The sequence below is a fragment of the Pseudomonas plecoglossicida NBRC 103162 = DSM 15088 genome (genome assembly GCF_000730665.1).
In the GTDB taxonomy this organism is placed as follows: Bacteria; Pseudomonadota; Gammaproteobacteria; order Pseudomonadales; family Pseudomonadaceae; genus Aquipseudomonas; species Aquipseudomonas plecoglossicida.
In genome coordinates this window covers 148991-169168 of the sequence record NZ_BBIV01000006.1, presented here as the reverse complement: position 1 = coordinate 169168, position 20178 = coordinate 148991, and the positions used below count along the sequence as shown (strand labels likewise).

Genomic DNA, 20178 nt, shown 5'->3' with positions numbered 1-20178 from the left:
CGCTGGTCATGTGCCGTGGAACCTGTGCACCATGACGCGCGTGCAATCCACAACAGGGGAAATCCCATTTATGCAACGTTTTCTTAGCATCGCACTGGCGCTCTGCGTCGGCCTGACGCTGAGCCTGGACGCCAACGCCAAACGTTTCGGCGGCGGCAAGAGCTCGGGCTCCGCGCCTATCCACCAGACCCGCCAGGCCACGCCAACCACGCCTGCCGCCGCGCCGACCGCTCCAGGCCGCGCCCCGGCCGCTGCCAGCGGTGCTTCGCGCTGGTTGGGCCCACTGGCCGGCCTCGCCGCTGGTGGCCTGCTGGCTTCCATGTTCATGGGTGACGGCTTCGAGGGCTTCCAGATCATGGACTTCCTGATCGTCGCGCTCATCGCCTTCCTGGTGTTCCGCTTCATCGCCGCGCGCCGCCGCCAGCAGCAGCCGCAAATGGCCGCACCTGGCCACGCGCCGTTCCAGCGTGAAGCCCATCACCAGCCTGCCCAGCCGTCCGTCTTTGGTGGTTCGGCCGCACCTGCCGCTGCTCCCGCTCCGGTGATCAACGCACCAGCCTGGTTCAACGAGCAGAGCTTCCTGGCAGCCGCCCGCAGCCACTTCCAGTCGCTGCAGCAGCACTGGGATGCCAACGAGATGGACAAGATCGCCGAGTTCGTCACCCCGCAAATGCTCGAGTTCCTCAAGCGCGAGCGTGCTGACCTGGGTGATGGCTTCCAGTCCACCTACATCGATAACCTCGATGTGCAACTGGACGGTGTCGACGATCGTGCCGACCGTACCGACGCCACCCTGACCTTCCGTGGCTTGTCGAAGACCTCGCGCTTCGACCAGGGCGAAGCCTTCAGCGAAAGCTGGCACATGGTTCGCGCCCAGGGCGAGAACCAGCCTTGGCTGGTCGCCGGTATCCGTCAAAACGGTTAACCGTCGCACGTTGCACAAAAAACCCCGGGCTTGTCCCGGGGTTTTTGCTTTTGCCAGAGCGGCCTACTAGGGTATAACGCGCAGCGTTGTCATCAAGGTCAGAGGATGTGAACCGTGGAAGAAGTGATCGAACAACTCCGTGAAGCCAATGAACCCGTACCGGTGCCGCTGGAGCTTCCCGATGAAGATCAACTGGTCGAGGTCGAGGAACAGCTGTTCATCAACATTCCGTTCGTGTTCAAGGAGTTCCTGCTGACCGTCAGCGATGTGGTGTACGGCTCGCTCGAGCCGGTAACCGTCACCGACCCACAGTCGCACACCTACCTGCCCGACGTGGCGGCCAATGCCTGGGATGCCGGTGTTCCGCGCGACCTGATCCCGCTGTGCCAGGATGGCGACAACTACTACTGCGTCGAGGAAGACGGCACCGTGGTGTTGTGGGATGGCGACGAAGAAAGCGTCGGTGAGGACAGCTGGGAATCAGTGTGGCACTGGGCACGGGATGTCTGGCTGGAAAGCTGATCGAGAACCAATTGCAAAAAATGATGGCTACAAGCCATCTTCAATCGTAGAATCGCCAGGCTTTCTGCGCCTGGCGACATCGCAACCGCTCCATCCCCTCGGACTTCGATGAACGCTCGCGCAGAGGGCATGCCCTCAATGCGTATGGTCGCGGCTGTTCTCAAGGGTTTCCAGCAAAGCGATCTGCATGCGCGAATGCACGCGAATGAACCAGCGCCACAGCAGTGCCACCACCGCCGCCGCCACCACTGCGATGATCAGCAACAGCTCGTTGGTTGGCAGAATGCTCGCGGACAGCGCTGACAGCAGCAGGAAAATCACCAGCAGCGACAACAGCGGAATCACCTCGGCAACCACGCGGCGCACACGCTGGGTATGCCGCCCGGCCATTTCCGGCTTGACCCCCATCTCCGCCAGCAGCATCGACAGCGCCTTGAGCTTGCGGTACGCCGCGATCAGGAACGGCAGCGACAACAACAGTGCCGCTCCCCAGATCACGGCCTTCTGCTGGCTCACATCACTGACCCATTCAGCGAGCCATTCGCCGATGCGGCCAGCGAAGTAGCCACCGCTGAAGAAGATCGCGATGACCAGCGCCAGGTTCACACCCACCTGCAACAGGATGCGCCGGATCATTGCCGCCAGCATGGCGCTCTCGCCTTGCGGCTGAATGCTGCGCAGCCATTCGCCATAAAGCGACAGGACGCGCGACAGCCGACTGGGCATCACCCTGCCAAGCTTCAGTGAAAGCGGATCAGCCGCGCGGATGAGGTATGGCGTCAGCAGTGTGGTGATAGCCGAAACAGCCACTGCCACCGGATAGAGGAAGTCGCTGGTCACCTGCAGGGTCATGCCCAATGCCGCGATGATGAAGGAGAATTCGCCAATCTGTGACAGCCCCATGCCCACGCGCAACGAAGTACGCCCGTCGTTGCCGGCGATGAATGCCCCCATGCCGCAGGAAAGCATCTTGCCCAGCACGACCGCCAGGGTGATGACCACGATCGGCCAGGCGTAATCGAGCAACACCTGCGGGTCGATCATCAAGCCAATGGCCACGAAGAAGATGGCGCTGAACAGGTCACGCACCGGCTCGATCAACCGCTCGATCTTCAACAGCTGACGCGACTCGGCCATGATCGCACCGATCAGGAACGCACCCAGCACCATGCTGTACTCGAGCTTGACCACCAGCAGGCAGAAACCGAAGCACAGGCCCAGCACGGTGATGAGCAACATTTCGTTGCTCTCGAACTTCGCCACATAGGCCAGCAAGCGCGGTACCAGCAAAATGCCGATGACCAGCGCGACGATCATGAACAGCGACAGCTTGCCCACGGTGGAGAACACTTCCCCGGAGCTGACCGAGCCGCTGACCGCGATACCCGACAGCAAGGCAATGATGCCGATGCCGAGAATGTCCTCGACGATCAGCACGCCAAAGATCAGCTGGGCAAAACGCTCGTTCTTCATCTTCAGGTCGTTGAGCGCCTTGACGATGATGGTGGTCGAGGAAATCGCCAGGATGGCACCCAGGAACAGCGAATCCATGGTGTTCCAACCGAACCAGCGGCCAATCTCGAAACCGATCCAGATCATCAGGACGATTTCGAGGAACGCCGCGATGAACGCCGTGGCCCCCACCTTGAACAACTTGCGCAGGCTGAACTCCAGCCCCAGACAGAACATCAGGAAGATGACACCCAGCTCGGCCAGGGTCTTGATCGTGTCTTCGTCGTGGATAAGGCCGAATGGCGGGGTGTGCGGGCCGATGATGAAGCCGGCGACGATGTAGCCCAGTACCACAGGCTGCTTGAGGCGATGAAAGAGGATCGTCACCACCCCCGCGACCAGCATGATCACTGCCAAGTCCTGGATGAAGCTGATGGCATGCATGGCGCGATTCTCCTTTCTCGATGCCCGTTGTCTCGCTGCGTCGGCAGACCACTCCTCTGCCAAGGCAAACCCGAGCGAGCAGCAAGTACATACTGTATTGAATGCAGGAAAGCCCATGTTGCATGGGCGTACTCAGGTTAACATCGCACCCCGCCGCAAAATGCCGGTGCAATATGTAGAAACAGATCGGCTGGTCAACGGCCTGTGATGGCGTGATCGGCGTGACCATGCCGCGTCCGCCAACGTCCCGTACCAAAGGCAAACTTCATGAGGGGATACAGAAGTGTCAGCAGATAACGACCCCGATTGGCCCGATTCAGCGCAACCTCACCGTGAGCACACTATGGAACCTGGAAACGCCCAGCTGAGCATGACCGTCCTGATGACCCCGGACATGGCCAACTTTTCTGGCAACGTACATGGCGGCACCTTGCTCAAGTACCTCGACGAAGTGGCTTATGCCTGCGCGAGCCGTTATGCCGGCAGCTATGTGGTAACCCTGTCGGTCGACCAGGTGATCTTCCGCGAACCCGTGCATGTCGGCGAACTGGTGACCTTCCTCGCTTCGGTCAACTACACCGGTAACACCTCGATGGAAGTGGGTATCAAGGTGGTTACCGAAAACATCCGTGAGCGCTCGGTCCGCCATTCCAACAGCTGCTTCTTCACCATGGTCGCGGTGGACGACAACCGTCGACCGGTGCCCGTCCCCCCGCGCCAGCCGCACTCGAGCGAAGAGAAGCGCCGCTTCCTGCAGGGCCAGCAGCGCCGCCAGATCCGCCAGGAACTGGAAAAGCGCTATCAGGACCTGAAGACCGATTCGATTTAAAACGCCAGGCGCTGCGCCTCGAAGCGCACGCGCGGATGGGCGATGCGATCCTGGGCCCGCACCAGCTGCAGTTCGTAGCTGGCACTGGCCTGGGTTTCCAGCAGCACCTCATGCACGGCGGCTGCGGTGAATTCGAATGCCTGCAACCAGCTGTCGCCGAGCAGCACGCGGGCCAGGAACAACCCCGAGGTCAGGTCGCCCACCCCCACCGGCTGGCGCGGAAACGCCAGCAGCGGGCGGCGCAGGTGCCAACTCTGGTCGCGGGTCACCAGCAGCATCTCGAACATGTCCGCCTCCCGGTCCGGATAGGCCAGGTGCTTGACCAGCACCACTTGCGGGCCGCGCTCGAGCAGGCTGCGCGCCATGCTGACGCAATCCTCCAGTGATTGCGCTCGCCGGCCACAGAAGCTGTCCAGTTCCAGCTGGTTCGGGCAGAGGATGTCGGCCTGGGTGGCAGCCTCGTCGAGCAGGAACTCGCTGACTTCCTGAGGAACGATGCAGCCCTTTTCCGGATGGCCCATGACCGGGTCACACAGGTACAACGCCTTCGGGTTCACGGCCTTGATGCGCTGCACACCGGCGAGGATCGCTCGGCCCTGTTCGGCGCTGCCCAGGTAACCAGACAGAACGGCATCGCAATGGCCCAACTCACCAATGTTGGCAATACCTTCCACCAACGCAGGAATTTGCGCCGGCGCAAGCACTTCACCCGCCCACTGGCCATACTGAGTGTGATTGGAGAACTGCACGGTATTGAGCGGCCAGACATTGACCCCGATACGCTGCATTGGAAACACCGCGGCGCTGTTTCCGGCGTGGCCGAACACCACGTGAGACTGGATGGCGAGCAGATGCGGGGTACGTTTCATGCGCAAGGTTTCCACAGTTGTTTCAAGGATTGTGCGTCGCAAAGTATGAACTCGATTGCCACCTGTACGACAGACCAGGGACACAGTTAAGCTGGTTCGACCTGTTTGGAGCATACGCAAATGTTGACCCTGGAGAATCTCTTCCTACTGATGCTGGTGGCCACCGCAGGCGCTTGGCTGTGGCACAACCATGGCCTGCGCGAAAAGGCCCTGGAGCGGGTCAAGCAGCACTGCGCCAAACTGGACCTGGAACTGCTCGACGATGCCGTCGCGCTCAAGCGTATCGCCTTCGTTCGCGACGCCAACGGCCGCAAGCGCCTGGCGCGCGTGTACGCCTTCGAGTTCACCGTGACGGGCGAACAGCGCCACCCTGGCAGCGTGACCCAGTTCGGCGCCCACAGCATGCAGATCGAGCTGGCGCCCTACCCGTTCGAGATCAAGACGCCACCCAGGGCCGACAACGTGATCGAAATGCAGCAGTGGCGCCAGGAGCACAATCGCTGGCACAACTGATCAGCGAACCCGGCACTGTTGCAGTGCCGCCTGCAGCGCCTGCCGGGGCTGTGGCTGATCGAAGATCAGCTCGATGCGGCTGTCCCGGCGCCATTCGCTCGACTGCCATTCTGGCAGCTTGCCATCCAGGCCATTGAACGACTGCCAGCCCAGGGGGCTGTGGATAACCCCCTTGGCTCGGCGCCAGCTAAAACTGTTCAGGAAGCTGCGCAAACGTTGCAGTTCAAAGCGCTGGCTCGGGTGCCAGCGCCATCCAATACTCCAGCCTCCCTCGCCGTTGCCAGCCACGCAGATGGGTTGAAGCGGATCTGTCCACAGGCTGCCTTGTAGCTCGGCAGAATTATCCACAGCCAAGTCATCAACAGAAACGCCTGGAGAATGCCTTGTGGATGAAGTGGGCAGGTAGCTCAGGTGGAGCTGCCCCTGTTCAGTCCAGAACCCTTTACCAGCTGAAATATCCTTATTTATCAATAACCTGGAATTTTCATCAACAGCCTCTCCCTTGTTCAGGACGATCAATGCAGCAGCAGCGAGCGCCTGTTGTTGAGCGTCGCAAAGGCGCTCCCCTCTGGCCAGCGCCTGAGCGTCCACTACCATCACCAGTGGTTGTACCGCCAGCACGCCAATCCAAGGGGCTCGCCCAAGTTGATCCAGCAACTGCAAAGGGTGGCCGAGCCCTGAAGGCTCGATGAACAATCGGTCCGGGCGTGCCTTGCGCAACAGCCGACCCAGGCCGACCTGAAAGGGCATGCCATTGACGCAGCACAGGCATCCCCCAGCCACCTCGGCGATGGCAATGCCATCCTGGTCGCTGGCGAGCAGTGCCGCATCGAGGCCGATCTGGCCGAACTCGTTGACCAACACCGCCCAACGCTCGGCTTCCGGGCGCTGAGCCATCAACTGGCGAATCAGGCTGGTCTTGCCAGCCCCCAAGGGGCCGGCAATGACATGGGTGGGAATGTTCTGCAGCATGCGATCACTTCGGGGTGGAGGTGCCCTCACTATGCCCCGTAACGCCCGCCAGTCAAGGTTGCCCGCGCGTGTGGATATCCACAGCGGATACCCACAGGCCTCAAACGGCGTCCTGGTCATGCCAGGGCCCGAACGGGTCGGGCAGGTGGACCCAGCCTGTCGCACCCAAGGCCATCTCTTCGTGGTCAAGCAGGCAGTCTTCCAGCGCTGTGGATAACCTGCCGAAGTCGATATTCTGCCCGATGAACACCAGCTCCTGCCGGCAATCACCGCTCCAGTGCCTTAGAATCTGCGCCGCGCCTTGCTCGTCCTGCGGCCAATGCTCCCGCGGCACGAAACGCCACCAACGCCCCGCGAGCCCATGGCGCATCATGCCGCCCGCCTGCGACCAGCTCCCGGCCTCCTGGTATTTGCTGGCCAACCAGAAGAAACCCTTCGAGCGCAACAGCCGGCCGTTATCCCATTCGCTGTGGATAAAATCGAAGAAGCGTTGAGGGTGCAGGGGCCTGCGGGCTGTCCAGGTGGTTGCTGCGATGCCGTACTCTTCGGTTTCAGGTACATGCTCACCGCGCAGTTCCCGCAACCAGCCTGGCGACTGCGCAGCTTGCTCGAAGTCGAACAACCCTGTATCGAGAATCCGCTCCAGGGGCAGCTGGCCCATGACCATCGGCACGATCTGCGCACGTGCGTTGAGACTGCGCAGAATGGCGGTGAGCTCTTCACGATCGTGCTGGCTGATTAGATCGATCTTGCTCAAGAGCAACACGTCCGCGAACTCGACCTGCTCGATCAGCAAGTCAGTGATCGAGCGCTCGTCCTCGTCGCCCAGGGTTTCACCACGGCTCGCCAGGCTGTCAGCTGCCTGATAGTCACGCAGGAAATTCAACCCATCGACCACGGTGACCATGGTGTCCAGGCGCGCCATGTCGGACAGACTGCGGCCCTGCTCGTCGCGGAAGGTGAAGGTTTCGGCCACGGGCAACGGTTCGGCGATACCGGTGGACTCGATCAGCAAGTAATCGAAACGACCCTCGCCGGCCAGTCGCGCGACCTCTTCCAGCAGGTCCTCGCGCAAGGTGCAGCAGATGCAACCATTGCTCATCTCCACGAGCTTCTCTTCGCCACGGTTCAGGCTGACATTGCGCTGCACCTCACTGGCGTCGATGTTGATCTCACTCATGTCGTTGACGATCACGGCGACCCGAAGGTCCTGACGATTGCGCAGTACATGATTGAGCAAGGTGCTTTTTCCGGCCCCGAGAAAGCCGGAAAGCACGGTGACGGGAAGACGGTGGGGCATGGCGGAACCTCTCAGGCGGGGGCATTCGAAATGATGCATTGCACAATGTTATAAGGTAACAATACAATTTCGCCAAGCCGCATTCATCGATTCCAGCCTGGTACCGCCATGAACAGCCTGACCCTTCCCGATATATGGCCGATGCCGGCGTCAACCTGATAGATGGCCAGTCTCGGGGCATTCACATGTCCAGGCTGTATCTGGCCCTGGAACGCCTCGAACATCAGCCACTGACACCTTCCACTATCCATGGCTTGCTGGAAGCGCTTATCACCAGTCATGAAGGGCTCTCTACTGCAGCGCATTTGCGATTGGACTTCGATCACCCGTTGAAGCGACCTGCCTTGGTCAGCCCACTGACGGGCTGGAAGCGCTATCAGGTCAGCATCGAAGCCAGGCTCGAAAACGAGATGTTCCACGTGGAACTATTTGTGCCCGCCGACTTCATCGAGCGCTGCAGGCGCTGGATTGGTCGACCGGCTTCACCCTTCGCGTGGAGCATGCAGAGAGCCTGCATGCCCACGACACAGTCGCCAGCAGCCAGTGGCAATGGTAGGTATCAGCTGCGGGGCTTGACGGTTCCACAATCATTGCCAAGCCAGACGGCCCGGGTATTCATGCTGCCCTGCTGCTGCACGCCAGATGCATTGAAGGTGCCGTTTACCTGGGTAGTGAATTCCTTGTCGCTCAAGAACGTCGCCTGACCTTTGCCCTGGGCCTTGGGGCAGCTGAACTCGAACTTCCATACGTTCCCGGTACGGTCGGTAATTTTCTGAGTACAGCCAGACTGGGGATCCTGCAACGGAATATCGTTGGTCTGCACCTGCTCCTGCGTCAGGCACGAGCGAACGCCGTTACCCCCGACCGTGATGCCCTGCTTGGCCAATACCCCTTCCATCATTGCCCGTTGCTCAGGCGGCAGATTCTTCAATTGCCCCAGCATGAACTGCATGTCAGGCAACGGCTTGCCGTCGACCTGCATATTGCTGGTGGTCAGCTCCCACAGGCCAGGTTGCAACATCTGCGCATGCACCAGTGGGCTGCTCAGGCCAAGGGCAAGTGCCAGCAGTGGCAGACGTATCTTCATGAACCAACGCTCCTCGAAAAACCGGCCAACGGGCCGGGGTGAGCCTTAGACGCCAAATCCGCATTCAGGTTGCAACGCGGGTCTGTAACGTGTTCTGTTATCCGCTGTGTATTCGGCAAGCAGGATGCGTATGGATTACCACAGCCCCTACTTCTTCGGCTACGTGCTCGGCATCATTCATTTGCTTGGCATCATCGCGGCGTTGCATGCGGTGTTCACCGTGCGTACCGCCCAGGGCGCAATCGCCTGGGCCATGTCACTGTTCTTCATCCCCTACTTCACATTGATCCCCTACCTGATCTTCGGCGCTCGCTCGTTCTACGCCTACATCCAGGCCCGGCGCCAGGCCAACCAGGAAATGCACGTGGCCATGGCCAACCTCAATTGGCGCCCGTGGGTGGAAGAGGCGCTCACGGCGCGGGAGTCGCAAAGCTATGCCGCCTTGCGTGCCATGCCGAAACTCGGCCGTATGCCGTGTCTGGCCAATAACCAAGTAAAGCTTCTGATCGATGGCCAGGCCACGTTCGATGCCATCTTCGACGCCATTGCCCAGGCACGGAAAGTGGTACTGGTACAGTTCTTCATCATCCACGACGACACCCTCGGCAAGGCCCTGCAGCAATTGCTGCTGCGCAAGGCGGCCGAGGGGGTGCAGGTATTCGTGCTGTATGACCGGGTCGGTAGCCATGCCCTGCCCGCCAGCTACAGTCAGGCACTTCGTGAAGGTGGCGTGCAGATCCACGCCTTCGCCACCCGTCGCGGCCTGTTCAATCGCTTCCAGGTAAACTTCCGCAACCATCGCAAGATCGTCGTGGTCGATGGCATGGCCGGGTTCATTGGCGGGCACAATGTCGGGGACGAATACCTCGGCGCCCACCCCCATCTTTCACCCTGGCGCGATACCCATGTGCAGATCAGCGGCCCGGTGCTGGCCTGCCTGCAAGAGTCGTTCGCCGAGGACTGGTACTGGGCTGCCCGGCAACTGCCACCGCTGATCTTGCCGGACGCTTATCCTGACAACGGCGTGCTCTGCCAGGCACTGGCAAGCGGCCCTGCCGATCCCCAGGAAACCTGTTCGCTGTTCTTCCTCGAGGCCATCCATTCCGCCACACGGCGGGTATGGATCACCAGCCCGTACTTCATCCCCGACGAGGCAGTGTTCGCGGCCATGCGGCTGGCGGTGCTGCGCGGGGTGGATGTGCGAGTGCTGATACCGGCACGACCCGACCATCGCATCGTCTATGCCGCATCCAGTCTGTTCGCATTCGAGGCAGTGCGCGCAGGCGTGCGCATGTTCCGCTACCAGCCGGGCTTCCTGCATCAGAAGGTGGTGCTGGTGGACGACGAGGTCAGTGCGATTGGCAGCGCCAATCTGGACAACCGCTCGTTCCGGCTCAACTTCGAGATCACCCTGCTGACTGTCGACCGCGCATTCGCCGACAAGGTCGAGCGCATGTTGCTGGACGACTTCGAGCAGGCCAGGGAAATCACCGCAGAGGACAGCCGCGACACCCATCGCATCCAGCAACTCGGGATGCGCATCGCAAGGCTGATTTCACCGATCCTGTAACGAGACCGGGGCCGCTGATGCGGCCCCGGTTCATTGCTTCAGCGATACAGGTCTTCACGTGTCCACGGCAGGTCATGATGCCCGTCGGCATAAGGTTTCACCGCCAGGATCTGATGCAGGTTGATCCACCCTTTCTGGAAGGCATAGGCACACCCCGCCAGGTACAGCCGCCAGATGCGCAAGGTTTTCTCCGGCACCAGCGTCGCCGCCTTGTGCAACTGGTTCTCCAGGTTCTCGCTCCAGTGGTTCAGGGTCTTGGCGTAGTGCAGGCGCAGGCTCTCCACGTCCACTACTTCCAGCCCCGCTTCACAGATGCTCGCAGTGATCATCGACAAGTGCGGCAACTCGCCATGGGGGAACACATAGCGGTCGATGAACTCACCCGCGCCCCGCCCGACCGGGCGGCCATCGATATGCTTGGCGGTGATACCGTGGTTCATCACCACACCCCCTTCACGCACGGCTGCGAACAGCTTCTGGCTATACAGCGCCAGGTTGGCATGCCCGACATGTTCGAACATGCCCACGCTGACCACCTTGTCGAAGCGACCATCCTGGGGCAGGTCACGGTAGTCGAGGATCTGCAGGTCGACCTTGTCGGCCAGCCCCTCATCCTTGACCCGCTGCCGACCCAGTTTGAGCTGCTCCTTGCTCAAGGTGATACCGAAGACCTTGGCGCCATACTCGCGCGCGGCGAAACGCGACAACCCGCCCCACCCGCAACCCACGTCGAGCAAGTACTCACCCGCCTGCAGGCGCAACTTGCGGCACAGGTGGTCGAACTTGTCCTGCTGGGCCTGATCGAGGGTATTGTCCGGTTCGCGGAAGTAGGCGCAGGAATAGGCCATGTCCTGGTCGAGCCAGAGTTGATAGAAATCGTTGGAGACGTCGTAGTGATAGGAGATGGCCTGGGCATCAGTGGCCTTGTCGTGGGCCTGGCGCTGCGGCAGCGACTCTTCTTCCCCGGCCAGCAGCGCTTCGCTGAGTTCGTCGCACACCCGAATGGCCTCGCCGATATCACCTTCCAGCTCCAGCTTGCCTTCGACGAAGGCCGTCCCAAGCTGGGCCATGCTCGGATGGGTCAGCTGAGTGATCAGCTGCGGCTCCTTGACCAGGATGGTGACCTGCGGGCTAGGCCCCAGGTCGAACTGATTACCGTCCCATAGCTTAAGGCGCAGAGGCAGATGAAGACTCTGCAATGCCGGCGGAAGTTGCGCGAGCATGAACGACCCTCCTTTCCATTGTGGGCATGGCGCCTGTTAATTCGAACACGTTCGAAAGAGAGTAGTTCATTGCTGCACGCCCAACGCTAAACGCGACCATGGTCTAGAACCGAATGATCTTATCAGCGCAAGATTGTATACAATCCGCCGCGCTCAGCTTACCCTTGTGCCCCTCTCGCGCTTCTTCATCTGGAGTAGAAACCCATGAAATCCTATGACGTGGTGATCATCGGTGGCGGCCCTGGCGGCTACAACGCAGCCATTCGCGCCGGTCAGCTGGGCCTCAGTGTCGCCTGTGTGGAGGGTCGTTCGACCCTCGGCGGTACCTGCCTGAACGTCGGCTGCATGCCATCCAAGGCGTTGCTGCATGCTTCCGAGCTGTACGAGGCAGCCAGCGGTGACGAGTTCGCCCACCTCGGTATCGAAGTGAAGCCCACCCTGAACCTCGCCCAGATGATGAAACAGAAGGACGAAAGCGTTACCGGCCTGACCAAGGGCATCGAGTACCTATTCCGCAAGAACAAGGTCGACTGGATCAAGGGCTGGGGCCGCCTGGACGGCGTCGGCAGGGTCATCGTCAAGGCCGAGGATGGCAGCGAAACCCCATTGCAGGCCAAGGACATCGTCATCGCCACCGGCTCCGAACCCACCCCTCTGCCCGGTGTGACCATCGACAACCAGCGCATCATCGACTCCACCGGTGCCCTTTCCCTCCCCCAGGTACCCAAGCACCTGGTGGTGATCGGTGCCGGTGTCATCGGCCTGGAGCTGGGCTCGGTGTGGCGTCGCCTGGGCAGCCAGGTCACCGTGATCGAATACCTCGACCGTATCTGCCCAGGTACCGATGAAGAAACCGCCAAGACCTTGCAGAAAGCCCTCGCCAAGCAAGGCATGACCTTCAAGCTTGGCAGCAAGGTGACGCAGGCCACGGCGACGGCCGAAGGTGTCAGCCTTGTCCTGGAGCCTGCCGCCGGTGGTAATGCCGAGACCCTGCAAGCCGACTATGTGCTCGTCGCCATCGGCCGCCGTCCCTACACCAAAGGCCTGAACCTGGAAAGCGTGGGGCTGCAGACCGACAAGCGCGGCATGCTCGACAACCAGCACCATCGCACCTCGGTCCCGGGCGTCTGGGTGATCGGCGATGTCACTTCCGGCCCGATGCTGGCGCACAAGGCAGAGGACGAAGCGGTGGCGTGCATCGAACGCATCGCAGGCAAACCGCATGAGGTGAACTACAACCTGATCCCAGGGGTGATCTACACCCGTCCGGAGCTGGCCACGGTCGGCAAGACCGAGGAACAGCTCAAGGCCGAGGGCCGTGCCTACAAGGTCGGCAAGTTCCCCTTCACCGCCAACAGCCGGGCCAAGATCAACCACGAGACCGAAGGCTTTGCCAAGGTCATCGCCGACGCCAACACCGATGAAGTGCTCGGTGTGCACCTGGTCGGCCCGAGCGTCAGCGAGATGATCGGCGAGTTCTGCGTGGCCATGGAGTTCTCGGCTTCCGCCGAGGACATCGCCCTCACCTGCCACCCGCACCCGACCCGCTCCGAGGCCTTGCGCCAGGCAGCGATGAACGTGGATGGCATGGCCATGCAAATCTGACCACGGCCACGCTGCAACTTGACGCTCCGCAAGGGGCGTCAGGTTGCCAGCAACCCTGGCGATACCGACAATGGTCCCCGCCGCCCTGTCCAGAGATCGCCCATGCTGCCCCGCTTCGCTGCACTGATTTGCGCATTGAGCCTTGCCGGGTTCGCCCAGGCTGCCGCCACCCACTACCCGCTGACAATCGACAACTGTGGTGTACCGCAGACCTTTGCACAGGCACCCGAGCGCGCCGTCAGCATCGGCCAGGCCGGAACCGAGCTTCTGTATGCCCTGGGCTTGGGTAGCAAGCTTGCGGGCACCTCGCTTTGGTTCAACGACGTACTCCCCGAGTTCAAATCGCAGAACGACAAGGTCGAGCGGCTCGCCAACAACGAGCCGAGCTTCGAGGCCGTTGTCAGCAAGCGTCCACAGCTGGTCACCGTGCAGTTCGAATGGATGGTCGGCCCGCAGGGCGCGGTGGGTACGCGCGAGCAGTTCAACGAGCTGAGGGTCCCGACCTACCTGCTGCCGTCCGACTGCGAAGGCAAGGACAACCTGGTCGGTGCCGACGGCACCCGTCTCCAGCCGTTTCGCATCGCCAGCCTCTACAAGAGTGTCAGCCAGCTGGCAGAAATCTTCGACGTCCAGGACCGTGGTGCTGCGTTGAACGCCGATCTCGCCCATCGCCTGGATCGCGCCAGGCAGCAGCTCGCCGGCAAGGACCTGTCGGAAACCTCCGCGTTGTTCTGGTTCTCCAGCGCAGACCTGCACACCGACCCCTACGTCGCCGGTCGCCAGGGCGTGGCCGATTTCATGCTGCAGACCCTAGGTGTGCGCAATGTCGTCGAGTCCCATGAAGAATGGCCAACCGTCGGTTGGGAAACCCTGGCCAAGGCCAACCCGACATGGATCATCATCGCGCGCATGGACCGTCGTCGTTTCCCTGCAGACGATCACCAGAAAAAACTCGAATTCCTGCGAAGCGATCCCGTCACCCGTCAGATGGACGCGGTCAAGCAAGGCCGTATCGTCATCCTCGATGCCGATGCCATGCAGGCTGGCATCCGCCTGTTCCGGGGCCTGGAAACCCTGTCGAGCGCTTTCGCCACCGGCAAGGCGCCCGCCGATCAGTCAGCAGAAGTCAGTCTGACTCGCCACATGCCGTAGTGACCCAGGTGCAACGGCGCCAGCGGCTGCACATCGATGCGATGAAATGCCGCCACCGGGCACTGCAGCACATGCAACATCGCCGCCCGGATGACCATCGGGTGCGTCACGGCAACCCAATGACCAGGCGCAGCGAAGCCGTCCAGCCAGCAGGCCACGCGCTGGCAGAGGTCAGCGATCGACTCGCCGCCATGGGGCGCTGATCCGGGGTCGGTCATCCATGCCTGGAGCAGGTCTGGCTCATCAAGTTGCAGTGCCTTCAGCGACATACCCTTCCAGCGCCCCAGATCGCAGTCACGCAATGCCAGTTCCACGGCAGGCTGCAGCCCCAGCAGGCTCGCCGTCTGCGTGGCACGCAGCTCAGGGCCGGTGAGGCTGCCTGCCCCTGGTGGCAAGGCCAGGGGCTGCGTCTTGACGGGCTGGAGCCCTTCCCCATCGACGTGAAATCGGCCCAACCGCTGCGCTTCGGTCGGTGCATGGCAGATCAACGTGAGATGGGTGGCCTTCATGGCTGGACCTTAGTGGACGCAAACCACGACAAGGTACATCAAACCGTGGCGCGCAGTGAGCGAGCGGCAGCGACCATGTTCACCAGGGCCGCTTCGGTCTCCGGCCAGGCACGGGTCTTCAGGCCGCAGTCCGGGTTGACCCACAGGCGCTCGGCAGGAATACGCTGGGCAGCCTTGTTCAGCAACTTGATGATCTCGTCCCTGGTCGGCACCCGCGGCGAATGGATGTCGTAGACACCCGGGCCGATCTCGTTCGGGTAGTCGAACTGCTCGAAAGCCTCCAGCAGCTCCATGTCCGAACGTGAGGTCTCGATGGTGATGACATCCGCGTCCATTGCCGCGATCGACTCGATCACGTCGTTGAACTCGCTGTAGCACATGTGGGTGTGGATCTGCGTTTCGTCACGCACACCGGATGCGCACAGGCGGAAGGCTTCGGTTGCCCAGTCGAGGTAGCCAGCCCAGGCGCTCTTGCGCAGCGGCAGGCCTTCGCGGAAGGCGGCTTCATCGATCTGCACGATCTTGATCCCTGCGGCCTCCAGGTCGACCACCTCGTCGCGAATGGCCAGGGCAAGCTGGCGCGCCTGCACTTCACGGCTCAGGTCTTCGCGGGGGAAGGACCACATCAGCATGGTCACGGGCCCCGTCAGCATCCCCTTCATCACCTTGCTGGTCAGGCCTTGAGCGTACTTGATCCACTCCACCGTCATCGCCCTGGGGCGGCTCAGGTCGCCGAAGATCACGGCTGGCTTGACGCAGCGAGAGCCATAGCTCTGGACCCAGCCGAAGCGGGTGAAGATGTAGCCGTCCAACTGCTCGGCGAAGTACTCGACCATGTCGTTGCGTTCCGCTTCACCGTGCACCAGCACATCCAGACCCAGATTCTCCTGAATCTCTACGGCGTGGCGGATTTCGCTCTGCATGGCTTCGACATAGTCGCCCTTGGTCAGCTTGCCCTGCTTGAACGACTGCCGTGCGAGGCGGATCGCCGACGTCTGCGGGAAGGAGCCGATGGTGGTGGTCGGGTAGGCAGGCAGGCCAAGACCTGCGCGTTGCTTGGCGATACGCTGCGCGAAGGCCGACCGGCGCTGGCTGTCGGCTGGCGTGATGGCGGCCAGGCGAGCTTGTACCGCTGGCTTGTGAATCCGCGGCGAGGCCGCGCGGCTGGCCTGGGTGGCGCAGCTGCGTGCCACGGCGGCAATGACGTCGGCAGCACCCGGTTCGTTGACGGCCTTGGTCAGCACCGCGACTTCCTGGCACTTCTGCACGGCGAAGGCCAGCCAGCCCTTGAGCTCTGCGTCGAGCTTGTCTTCACGGGCCAGGTCGACCGGGCTGTGCAGCAGCGAGCAGGATGGCGCGACCCACAGACGATCACCCAGGCGCTCGGCGGCATCCTGCAGCAGGCCGGCGGCGTTCGCCAGGTCGCTGGCCCAGACGTTGCGGCCGTTGACCACGCCCAAGGAAAGCACTTTGTAGGCTGGCAGGCGATCGAGGATGGTCGGGTACTGCTCGGGCGCACGCACGAGGTCGATGTGCAGGCCGTCCACCGGCAGGTTCGCCGCCAGGCCCAGGTTCTCTTCGAGCCCACCGAAGTAGGTAGCGATCAGTTTTTTCAGCGGCGCACGCTGCAAGATGTTGTAGACGCGCTCGTAGGCGTTTTTCCATTCCTGCGGAAGGTCCAGCACCAGGATCGGCTCGTCGATCTGGACCCACTGCACGCCCTGGGCGGCCAGGCGGTTGAAGATTTCGTCGTAGAGCGGCAGCAGGCGCTCGACCAGCTCCAGCTTGTCGAAGTCGGCGCCCTTGGCCTTGCCGAGCCACAGGTAGGTCAGCGGGCCGATTACCACCGGCTTGACCGCATGGCCCAGCGCCTTGGCTTCTTCTACCTCTTCAAACAGTTGCTCCCAGCTCAGGGCGAACTGCTGGTCGGCCGTGAACTCAGGTACGAGGTAGTGATAGTTGGTGTCGAACCACTTGGTCATTTCCTGGGCATGGGCGCCACCGCAGCAGCTGTCGCTGCCCTTCGCTGCCACTGCGCCTCGAGCCATGTCGAACAAGGTCTTCAGCGTGGGCCTGGCGCCTTCATGGCCACGGAAACGCGGCGGAATCACGCCGAACGTCAGCGAGTGGGTGAGCACCTGGTCGTACCAGGCGAAATCGCCCACAGGGAGCAGCTCGATACCGGCGTCCTTCTGTACCTGCCAGTGCGCGGCACGCAGCTCACGCCCGACCGCGCGCAAACCGGCTTCGCTCAGCTCGCCTTTCCAGAATGCTTCCTGGGCGTGCTTGAGCTCTCGGTCACGGCCGATGCGCGGAAAGCCGAGGTTGTGTGCCAGTGCCATGGTGTCCTGTCCTTCTAGCGAGAAATTCGATAAAGGTGATTGTCAGGATCATGCAGTCATGAGGCAAACTCATTTTTTTCGTGAAGTACTGTAGTATTTTTCATGTTTGTCAGTGGTTTGCAGGGAGCTATCCCTGAATCCCACCTGATATTTTTGCCAGTTCCGCCTTGCGAGACAGCCTTTCATACTGTCATCCCCCCACTTAGTGAGAATGCACGTATGTCACATCCAACAATCAAGCACCGCGCAGGGCACTCGCAGCCGCTGAGATTCAAGGTGAGCCATGTAAACGCTGGTGAAGGGTGCGAAGACTTTGCGAACGAACCAATAGGAAGGCTATATCCTGACGGCAACAAATTCCGATTCTCTTCTGGGCTGAACATTCAGCCCATGCCGGCCCGTGGTGCTCCCGTTAATGCAATGATCGTCGCACTGGGCGCAGGCCGCGCACTGTCTTATCAACAGGCAGCCGAAGACAATATGGCTTGGAACGCCATGGTTGTTGGCATCCATAACGTTGACAGCCCTCTCAGTAAACCCATGACAGTCACTGTCGAGTTCGAAGTACTCAACCCCACGTTCCGTCTGCTCGATATTCACTATGCCTGGTCCGGGGGCGAGCCTATTTCCATACTTATATCCCCAACGGCGGGCAGATTTTCCTTAGGTTATCCTGCTGGAGCACGAGTAGACACGCGATATGGCGCTGAAGGGTTTACGTTTCGCATTGTGCGTCATGGCGAAGATTATGGGCCTAGCTCTGGCACAGTGCGGATTAAATCAGTCTGCTGGAAGCAGTGAACGTGGTGAACCAGCCCCGACTCAACGTCAGCACCGATATGGGCCTTCATCCCAAAGAAGTATGGGTTCCCTTTCTTCGTTTGGTGCATCTCTGGATCACGCTTGCCGTCTTCGTTCTTGGTCGAGCTGGGCGCATGGATAATCGTCGCATCGACAATGGTGCCCTGACGCAGAGAGAGGCCTTTTTCCTGCAAATAACCATTGATGACCGCAAGGATCGACGGTGCCAACTTATGCTTTCTAGTAAATGCCGGAAACTCATGATCGTGGTGTCTTCAGGAATCGGCGCGCTCAGGGTCAAATGGGCGAACTGGCGTATGGGCGTGATTTCATACAGTGCTTCTTCCATGGCCGGGTCGCTCAGCGAAAACCAGTTCTGCAACAGGTGAATACGCAGCATGGTTTCCAACGGATACGGTTTGCGGCCACCGCCGGCCTTTGGGTAATACGGCTTGATCAACGTCAGCAAGCCGCTCCAGGGCACGACCTGATCCATCTCGGCAAGGAATCGTTCGCGGCGGGTTTGCTTGCGTTTGCCGGCGTATTCGAAGTCGGAAAAGCTCATCTGGCTCATGGGCGGCTCGGGTCAGGTGGTGAAGGTGTATTTCACCACGGCTGAAGACTTGTTCGGAGATTCCCTAGGAGGGTGTAGACAAAATCATGTAGTGAGTCGGCGCGCGAGTATATCGTCAACGGCCAAAAAGCAAACTCACCACCCAAACCCCGCTCGCCATACTTTACTCGTGCGCCCCTTATTCGACTTGATTGACCTGTAACAGTCTAGAAAGCACTCCGTCGTTTACAGCATGGAGGCCGTGCAGGTCTTGCTGCAAACGCCGGATATGACCGATCACCTGTTTTCCGGTAATAAAGCGACTGCATTCATACTGTCGCTCCGTGCCTTTGTGACGCGGACACCACAAAAAGTCCTGATGATCAAAATCGATGCGCACATCATCCCAACAGCCATTACATACGTGCGAGTTAAATACGCGGTAAGGGGTGTGGAACTCGCAACCAGGCAAGGTGAAACCGCTAATCAGCACCACCGGGATACGGCAGGCCCATGCCAGCCATGCCAGGCCACTGGACAGCCCCATGAAGAACTCGGCATGCTGCAGCAACGCCACCCGTTCGGGCAGCGGGATATCGCCGGTAAAGTCTTCTGCGCCATGGGGAATATGGTTCCAGACAAAGCCCTGTCCAACCGTCGCTTTCTGATCGATGCAAAGGACGCGATAACCTTGCCCCTTGAGAAAAGCTACCACCTCGTCCCAGCCCGTACCGTTGTTCCAGAACTTCGCCTGACAGGATGCTTTGGTGGCGATGCAGACGTAGGGCTCATGGATGGTGCGCGCAGCGTTCAGTTGCAACCTCGGGACAATCTCGGTGGGATCAACACCGAGGATGTAGCCTGCCGTGCGGTGCAATCCCACCATGCGAAAATCAATCGGCTGGTTGTCGAGATTGCCGTTGAAGAACAGGCCGATCCGATAAGTGGCATAAGGCTGGCGCCCGACATACTCTAAGGGCTCGGTAAAGCGGATCTGCGGATAGCTAGCGGCGAACAGCTCGATAAGCAGCGGCCCCATCGTGCACTCGAGCCGACATTGGTGTTGCTCGCGCATCCGCTCGGCATAAGGAACCCAGCCGACAACGTCTCCAAGCGTACCCACCGGGAAAGCGATCCGCACCTCCTGGTCACGCAAGTCCAGCGTATGGTCAAGTATCGGCGTGCTGTCATCACGTTTGAACACTTTGAGATTAAAGCGAACAAAGAATTTCTTGGTACTCGTGACCCAGCCTTCGTCCGAATCGCAAGCGAACAGCAGGTTATCGGTATCGGCATCCCATATTTCGACACGCCATCGGCCGTTCGGGAGCAGCACACGTGCGCCGTCATTGAAGTCGTAGCGAATACCCAGAGGCCCCAACTGCGTGGGCAAATCAGGGGATGCAAAATAGTTTTCACGCTCTTGCGCCGCTGTTGAAGTAGCGTGAGATACCGTGGGGAGGGGGTGGGACGACACATTAAACTCCTACAGATTCGTTTTCGAGTTAAA

General features: G+C 60.7%; 17 protein-coding genes and 2 pseudogenes. 9 read left to right on the top strand and 10 right to left on the bottom strand.

The window, feature by feature from the left end:
* Positions 1 to 70: 70 nt before the first annotated feature.
* Both PPL01S_RS04915 and PPL01S_RS04910 read left to right on the top strand, forming a co-directional pair.
* On the top strand, positions 71 to 925 hold the full coding sequence (locus PPL01S_RS04915) for a Tim44 domain-containing protein (RefSeq protein WP_016394352.1): 855 nt from the start codon (positions 71 to 73) through the stop codon (positions 923 to 925).
* Positions 926 to 1039: 114 nt separating this feature from the next.
* On the top strand, positions 1040 to 1447 hold the full coding sequence (locus tag PPL01S_RS04910; RefSeq protein ID WP_016394351.1) for an SMI1/KNR4 family protein: 408 nt from the start codon (positions 1040 to 1042) through the stop codon (positions 1445 to 1447).
* Between the two features lie 135 nt (positions 1448 to 1582).
* Here PPL01S_RS04910 and PPL01S_RS04905 read toward each other — a convergent pair whose 3' ends face one another.
* Positions 1583 to 3343 carry a cation:proton antiporter gene (locus tag PPL01S_RS04905; RefSeq protein WP_028625852.1) on the bottom strand — a complete coding sequence of 587 codons (1761 nt, stop codon included), beginning with the start codon at positions 3341 to 3343 and terminating at the stop codon, positions 1583 to 1585.
* Positions 3344 to 3686: 343 nt separating this feature from the next.
* Between PPL01S_RS04905 and PPL01S_RS04900 the strand changes: the two genes are divergently transcribed.
* Positions 3687 to 4172, top strand: a complete 486-nt coding sequence (locus tag PPL01S_RS04900) for an acyl-CoA thioesterase (protein WP_016394349.1) — start codon at positions 3687 to 3689, stop codon at positions 4170 to 4172.
* On the opposite strand, the gene pdxY is transcribed toward PPL01S_RS04900, so the two are convergent.
* Positions 4169 to 5041 carry a pyridoxal kinase PdxY gene (gene pdxY, locus PPL01S_RS04895; protein ID WP_028625851.1) on the bottom strand — a complete coding sequence of 291 codons (873 nt, stop codon included), beginning with the start codon at positions 5039 to 5041 and terminating at the stop codon, positions 4169 to 4171. The genes PPL01S_RS04900 and pdxY overlap by 4 nt on opposite strands.
* A gap of 120 nt (positions 5042 to 5161) precedes the next feature.
* Here pdxY and PPL01S_RS04890 point away from each other — a divergent pair, with 120 nt between their 5' ends.
* On the top strand, positions 5162 to 5554 hold the full coding sequence (locus PPL01S_RS04890) for a DUF3301 domain-containing protein (protein ID WP_016394347.1): 393 nt from the start codon (positions 5162 to 5164) through the stop codon (positions 5552 to 5554).
* On the opposite strand, the gene PPL01S_RS04885 is transcribed toward PPL01S_RS04890, so the two are convergent.
* Positions 5555 to 6526: a CobW family GTP-binding protein gene (locus PPL01S_RS04885; protein WP_028625850.1), complete on the bottom strand. Its 972-nt coding sequence runs from the start codon at positions 6524 to 6526 to the stop codon at positions 5555 to 5557.
* A 100-nt stretch (positions 6527 to 6626) separates the two neighbouring features.
* The gene (zigA, locus tag PPL01S_RS04880; RefSeq protein ID WP_028625849.1) at positions 6627 to 7826 is read right to left on the bottom strand and encodes a zinc metallochaperone GTPase ZigA; all 1200 of its coding nucleotides are present in this window, start codon (positions 7824 to 7826) and stop codon (positions 6627 to 6629) included.
* A gap of 140 nt (positions 7827 to 7966) precedes the next feature.
* On the opposite strand from zigA, the pseudogene PPL01S_RS24495 reads away from it, so the two are divergent.
* Positions 7967 to 8382 (top strand): annotated as a pseudogene (locus tag PPL01S_RS24495) (GTP cyclohydrolase, FolE2/MptA family); the annotation flags it as partial.
* Positions 8383 to 8385: 3 nt separating this feature from the next.
* Here PPL01S_RS24495 and PPL01S_RS04870 read toward each other — a convergent pair.
* Positions 8386 to 8913 carry a DUF3617 domain-containing protein gene (locus PPL01S_RS04870; protein WP_016394343.1) on the bottom strand — a complete coding sequence of 176 codons (528 nt, stop codon included), beginning with the start codon at positions 8911 to 8913 and terminating at the stop codon, positions 8386 to 8388.
* Positions 8914 to 9043: 130 nt separating this feature from the next.
* Between PPL01S_RS04870 and cls the strand changes: the two genes are divergently transcribed.
* On the top strand, positions 9044 to 10483 hold the full coding sequence (gene cls, locus PPL01S_RS04865; protein ID WP_016394342.1) for a cardiolipin synthase: 1440 nt from the start codon (positions 9044 to 9046) through the stop codon (positions 10481 to 10483).
* Positions 10484 to 10521: 38 nt separating this feature from the next.
* On the opposite strand, the gene cfaB is transcribed toward cls, so the two are convergent.
* Positions 10522 to 11706: a C17 cyclopropane fatty acid synthase CfaB gene (cfaB, locus tag PPL01S_RS04860; protein WP_016394341.1), complete on the bottom strand. Its 1185-nt coding sequence runs from the start codon at positions 11704 to 11706 to the stop codon at positions 10522 to 10524.
* Positions 11707 to 11910: 204 nt separating this feature from the next.
* Between cfaB and lpdA the strand changes: the two genes are divergently transcribed.
* Positions 11911 to 13311, top strand: a complete 1401-nt coding sequence (gene lpdA, locus PPL01S_RS04855) for a dihydrolipoyl dehydrogenase (protein ID WP_016394340.1) — start codon at positions 11911 to 11913, stop codon at positions 13309 to 13311.
* Positions 13312 to 13413: 102 nt separating this feature from the next.
* A complete protein-coding gene (locus PPL01S_RS04850; RefSeq protein ID WP_016394339.1) occupies positions 13414 to 14463 on the top strand; it encodes an ABC transporter substrate-binding protein in 1050 nt (349 codons plus the stop codon).
* Here PPL01S_RS04850 and PPL01S_RS04845 read toward each other — a convergent pair.
* Complete coding sequence (locus PPL01S_RS04845) at positions 14424 to 14972, bottom strand: histidine phosphatase family protein (protein ID WP_028625847.1); 549 nt, start codon at positions 14970 to 14972, stop codon at positions 14424 to 14426. The genes PPL01S_RS04850 and PPL01S_RS04845 overlap by 40 nt on opposite strands.
* A gap of 38 nt (positions 14973 to 15010) precedes the next feature.
* Complete coding sequence (gene metE, locus PPL01S_RS04840) at positions 15011 to 17314, bottom strand: 5-methyltetrahydropteroyltriglutamate--homocysteine S-methyltransferase (protein WP_028625846.1); 2304 nt, start codon at positions 17312 to 17314, stop codon at positions 15011 to 15013.
* 276 nt (positions 17315 to 17590) lie between these two features.
* Between metE and PPL01S_RS25320 the strand changes: the two genes are divergently transcribed.
* A complete protein-coding gene (locus tag PPL01S_RS25320) occupies positions 17591 to 18115 on the top strand; it encodes a hypothetical protein (protein WP_162180276.1) in 525 nt (174 codons plus the stop codon).
* On the opposite strand, the pseudogene PPL01S_RS04835 reads toward PPL01S_RS25320, so the two are convergent.
* Both PPL01S_RS04835 and PPL01S_RS04830 read right to left on the bottom strand, forming a co-directional pair.
* Positions 18115 to 18689, bottom strand: a pseudogene (locus PPL01S_RS04835) (IS5 family transposase); the annotation flags it as partial. The gene PPL01S_RS25320 and the pseudogene PPL01S_RS04835 sit on opposite strands and share 1 nt — an antisense overlap.
* Positions 18690 to 18867: 178 nt before the next feature.
* Complete coding sequence (locus tag PPL01S_RS04830; protein ID WP_156042666.1) at positions 18868 to 20145, bottom strand: autotransporter strand-loop-strand O-heptosyltransferase; 1278 nt, start codon at positions 20143 to 20145, stop codon at positions 18868 to 18870.
* Between the last annotated feature and the right edge of the window lie 33 nt (positions 20146 to 20178).

Excerpts from the sequence above, each read along its gene's own strand:
- PPL01S_RS04915 (WP_016394352.1), top strand. The coding sequence starts at position 71 with ATGCAACGTTTTCTTAGCATCGCACTGGCGCTCTGCGTCGGCCTGACG.
- PPL01S_RS04905 (WP_028625852.1), bottom strand. The coding sequence starts at position 3,343 with ATGCATGCCATCAGCTTCATCCAGGACTTGGCAGTGATCATGCTGGTC.
- PPL01S_RS04900 (WP_016394349.1), top strand. The coding sequence starts at position 3,687 with ATGGAACCTGGAAACGCCCAGCTGAGCATGACCGTCCTGATGACCCCG.
- pdxY (WP_028625851.1), bottom strand. The coding sequence starts at position 5,041 with ATGAAACGTACCCCGCATCTGCTCGCCATCCAGTCTCACGTGGTGTTC.
- PPL01S_RS04890 (WP_016394347.1), top strand. The coding sequence starts at position 5,162 with ATGTTGACCCTGGAGAATCTCTTCCTACTGATGCTGGTGGCCACCGCA.
- PPL01S_RS04885 (WP_028625850.1), bottom strand. The coding sequence starts at position 6,526 with ATGCTGCAGAACATTCCCACCCATGTCATTGCCGGCCCCTTGGGGGCT.
- zigA (WP_028625849.1), bottom strand. The coding sequence starts at position 7,826 with ATGCCCCACCGTCTTCCCGTCACCGTGCTTTCCGGCTTTCTCGGGGCC.
- PPL01S_RS04870 (WP_016394343.1), bottom strand. The coding sequence starts at position 8,913 with ATGAAGATACGTCTGCCACTGCTGGCACTTGCCCTTGGCCTGAGCAGC.
- cls (WP_016394342.1), top strand. The coding sequence starts at position 9,044 with ATGGATTACCACAGCCCCTACTTCTTCGGCTACGTGCTCGGCATCATT.
- cfaB (WP_016394341.1), bottom strand. The coding sequence starts at position 11,706 with ATGCTCGCGCAACTTCCGCCGGCATTGCAGAGTCTTCATCTGCCTCTG.
- lpdA (WP_016394340.1), top strand. The coding sequence starts at position 11,911 with ATGAAATCCTATGACGTGGTGATCATCGGTGGCGGCCCTGGCGGCTAC.
- PPL01S_RS04850 (WP_016394339.1), top strand. The coding sequence starts at position 13,414 with ATGCTGCCCCGCTTCGCTGCACTGATTTGCGCATTGAGCCTTGCCGGG.
- PPL01S_RS04845 (WP_028625847.1), bottom strand. The coding sequence starts at position 14,972 with ATGAAGGCCACCCATCTCACGTTGATCTGCCATGCACCGACCGAAGCG.
- metE (WP_028625846.1), bottom strand. The coding sequence starts at position 17,314 with ATGGCACTGGCACACAACCTCGGCTTTCCGCGCATCGGCCGTGACCGA.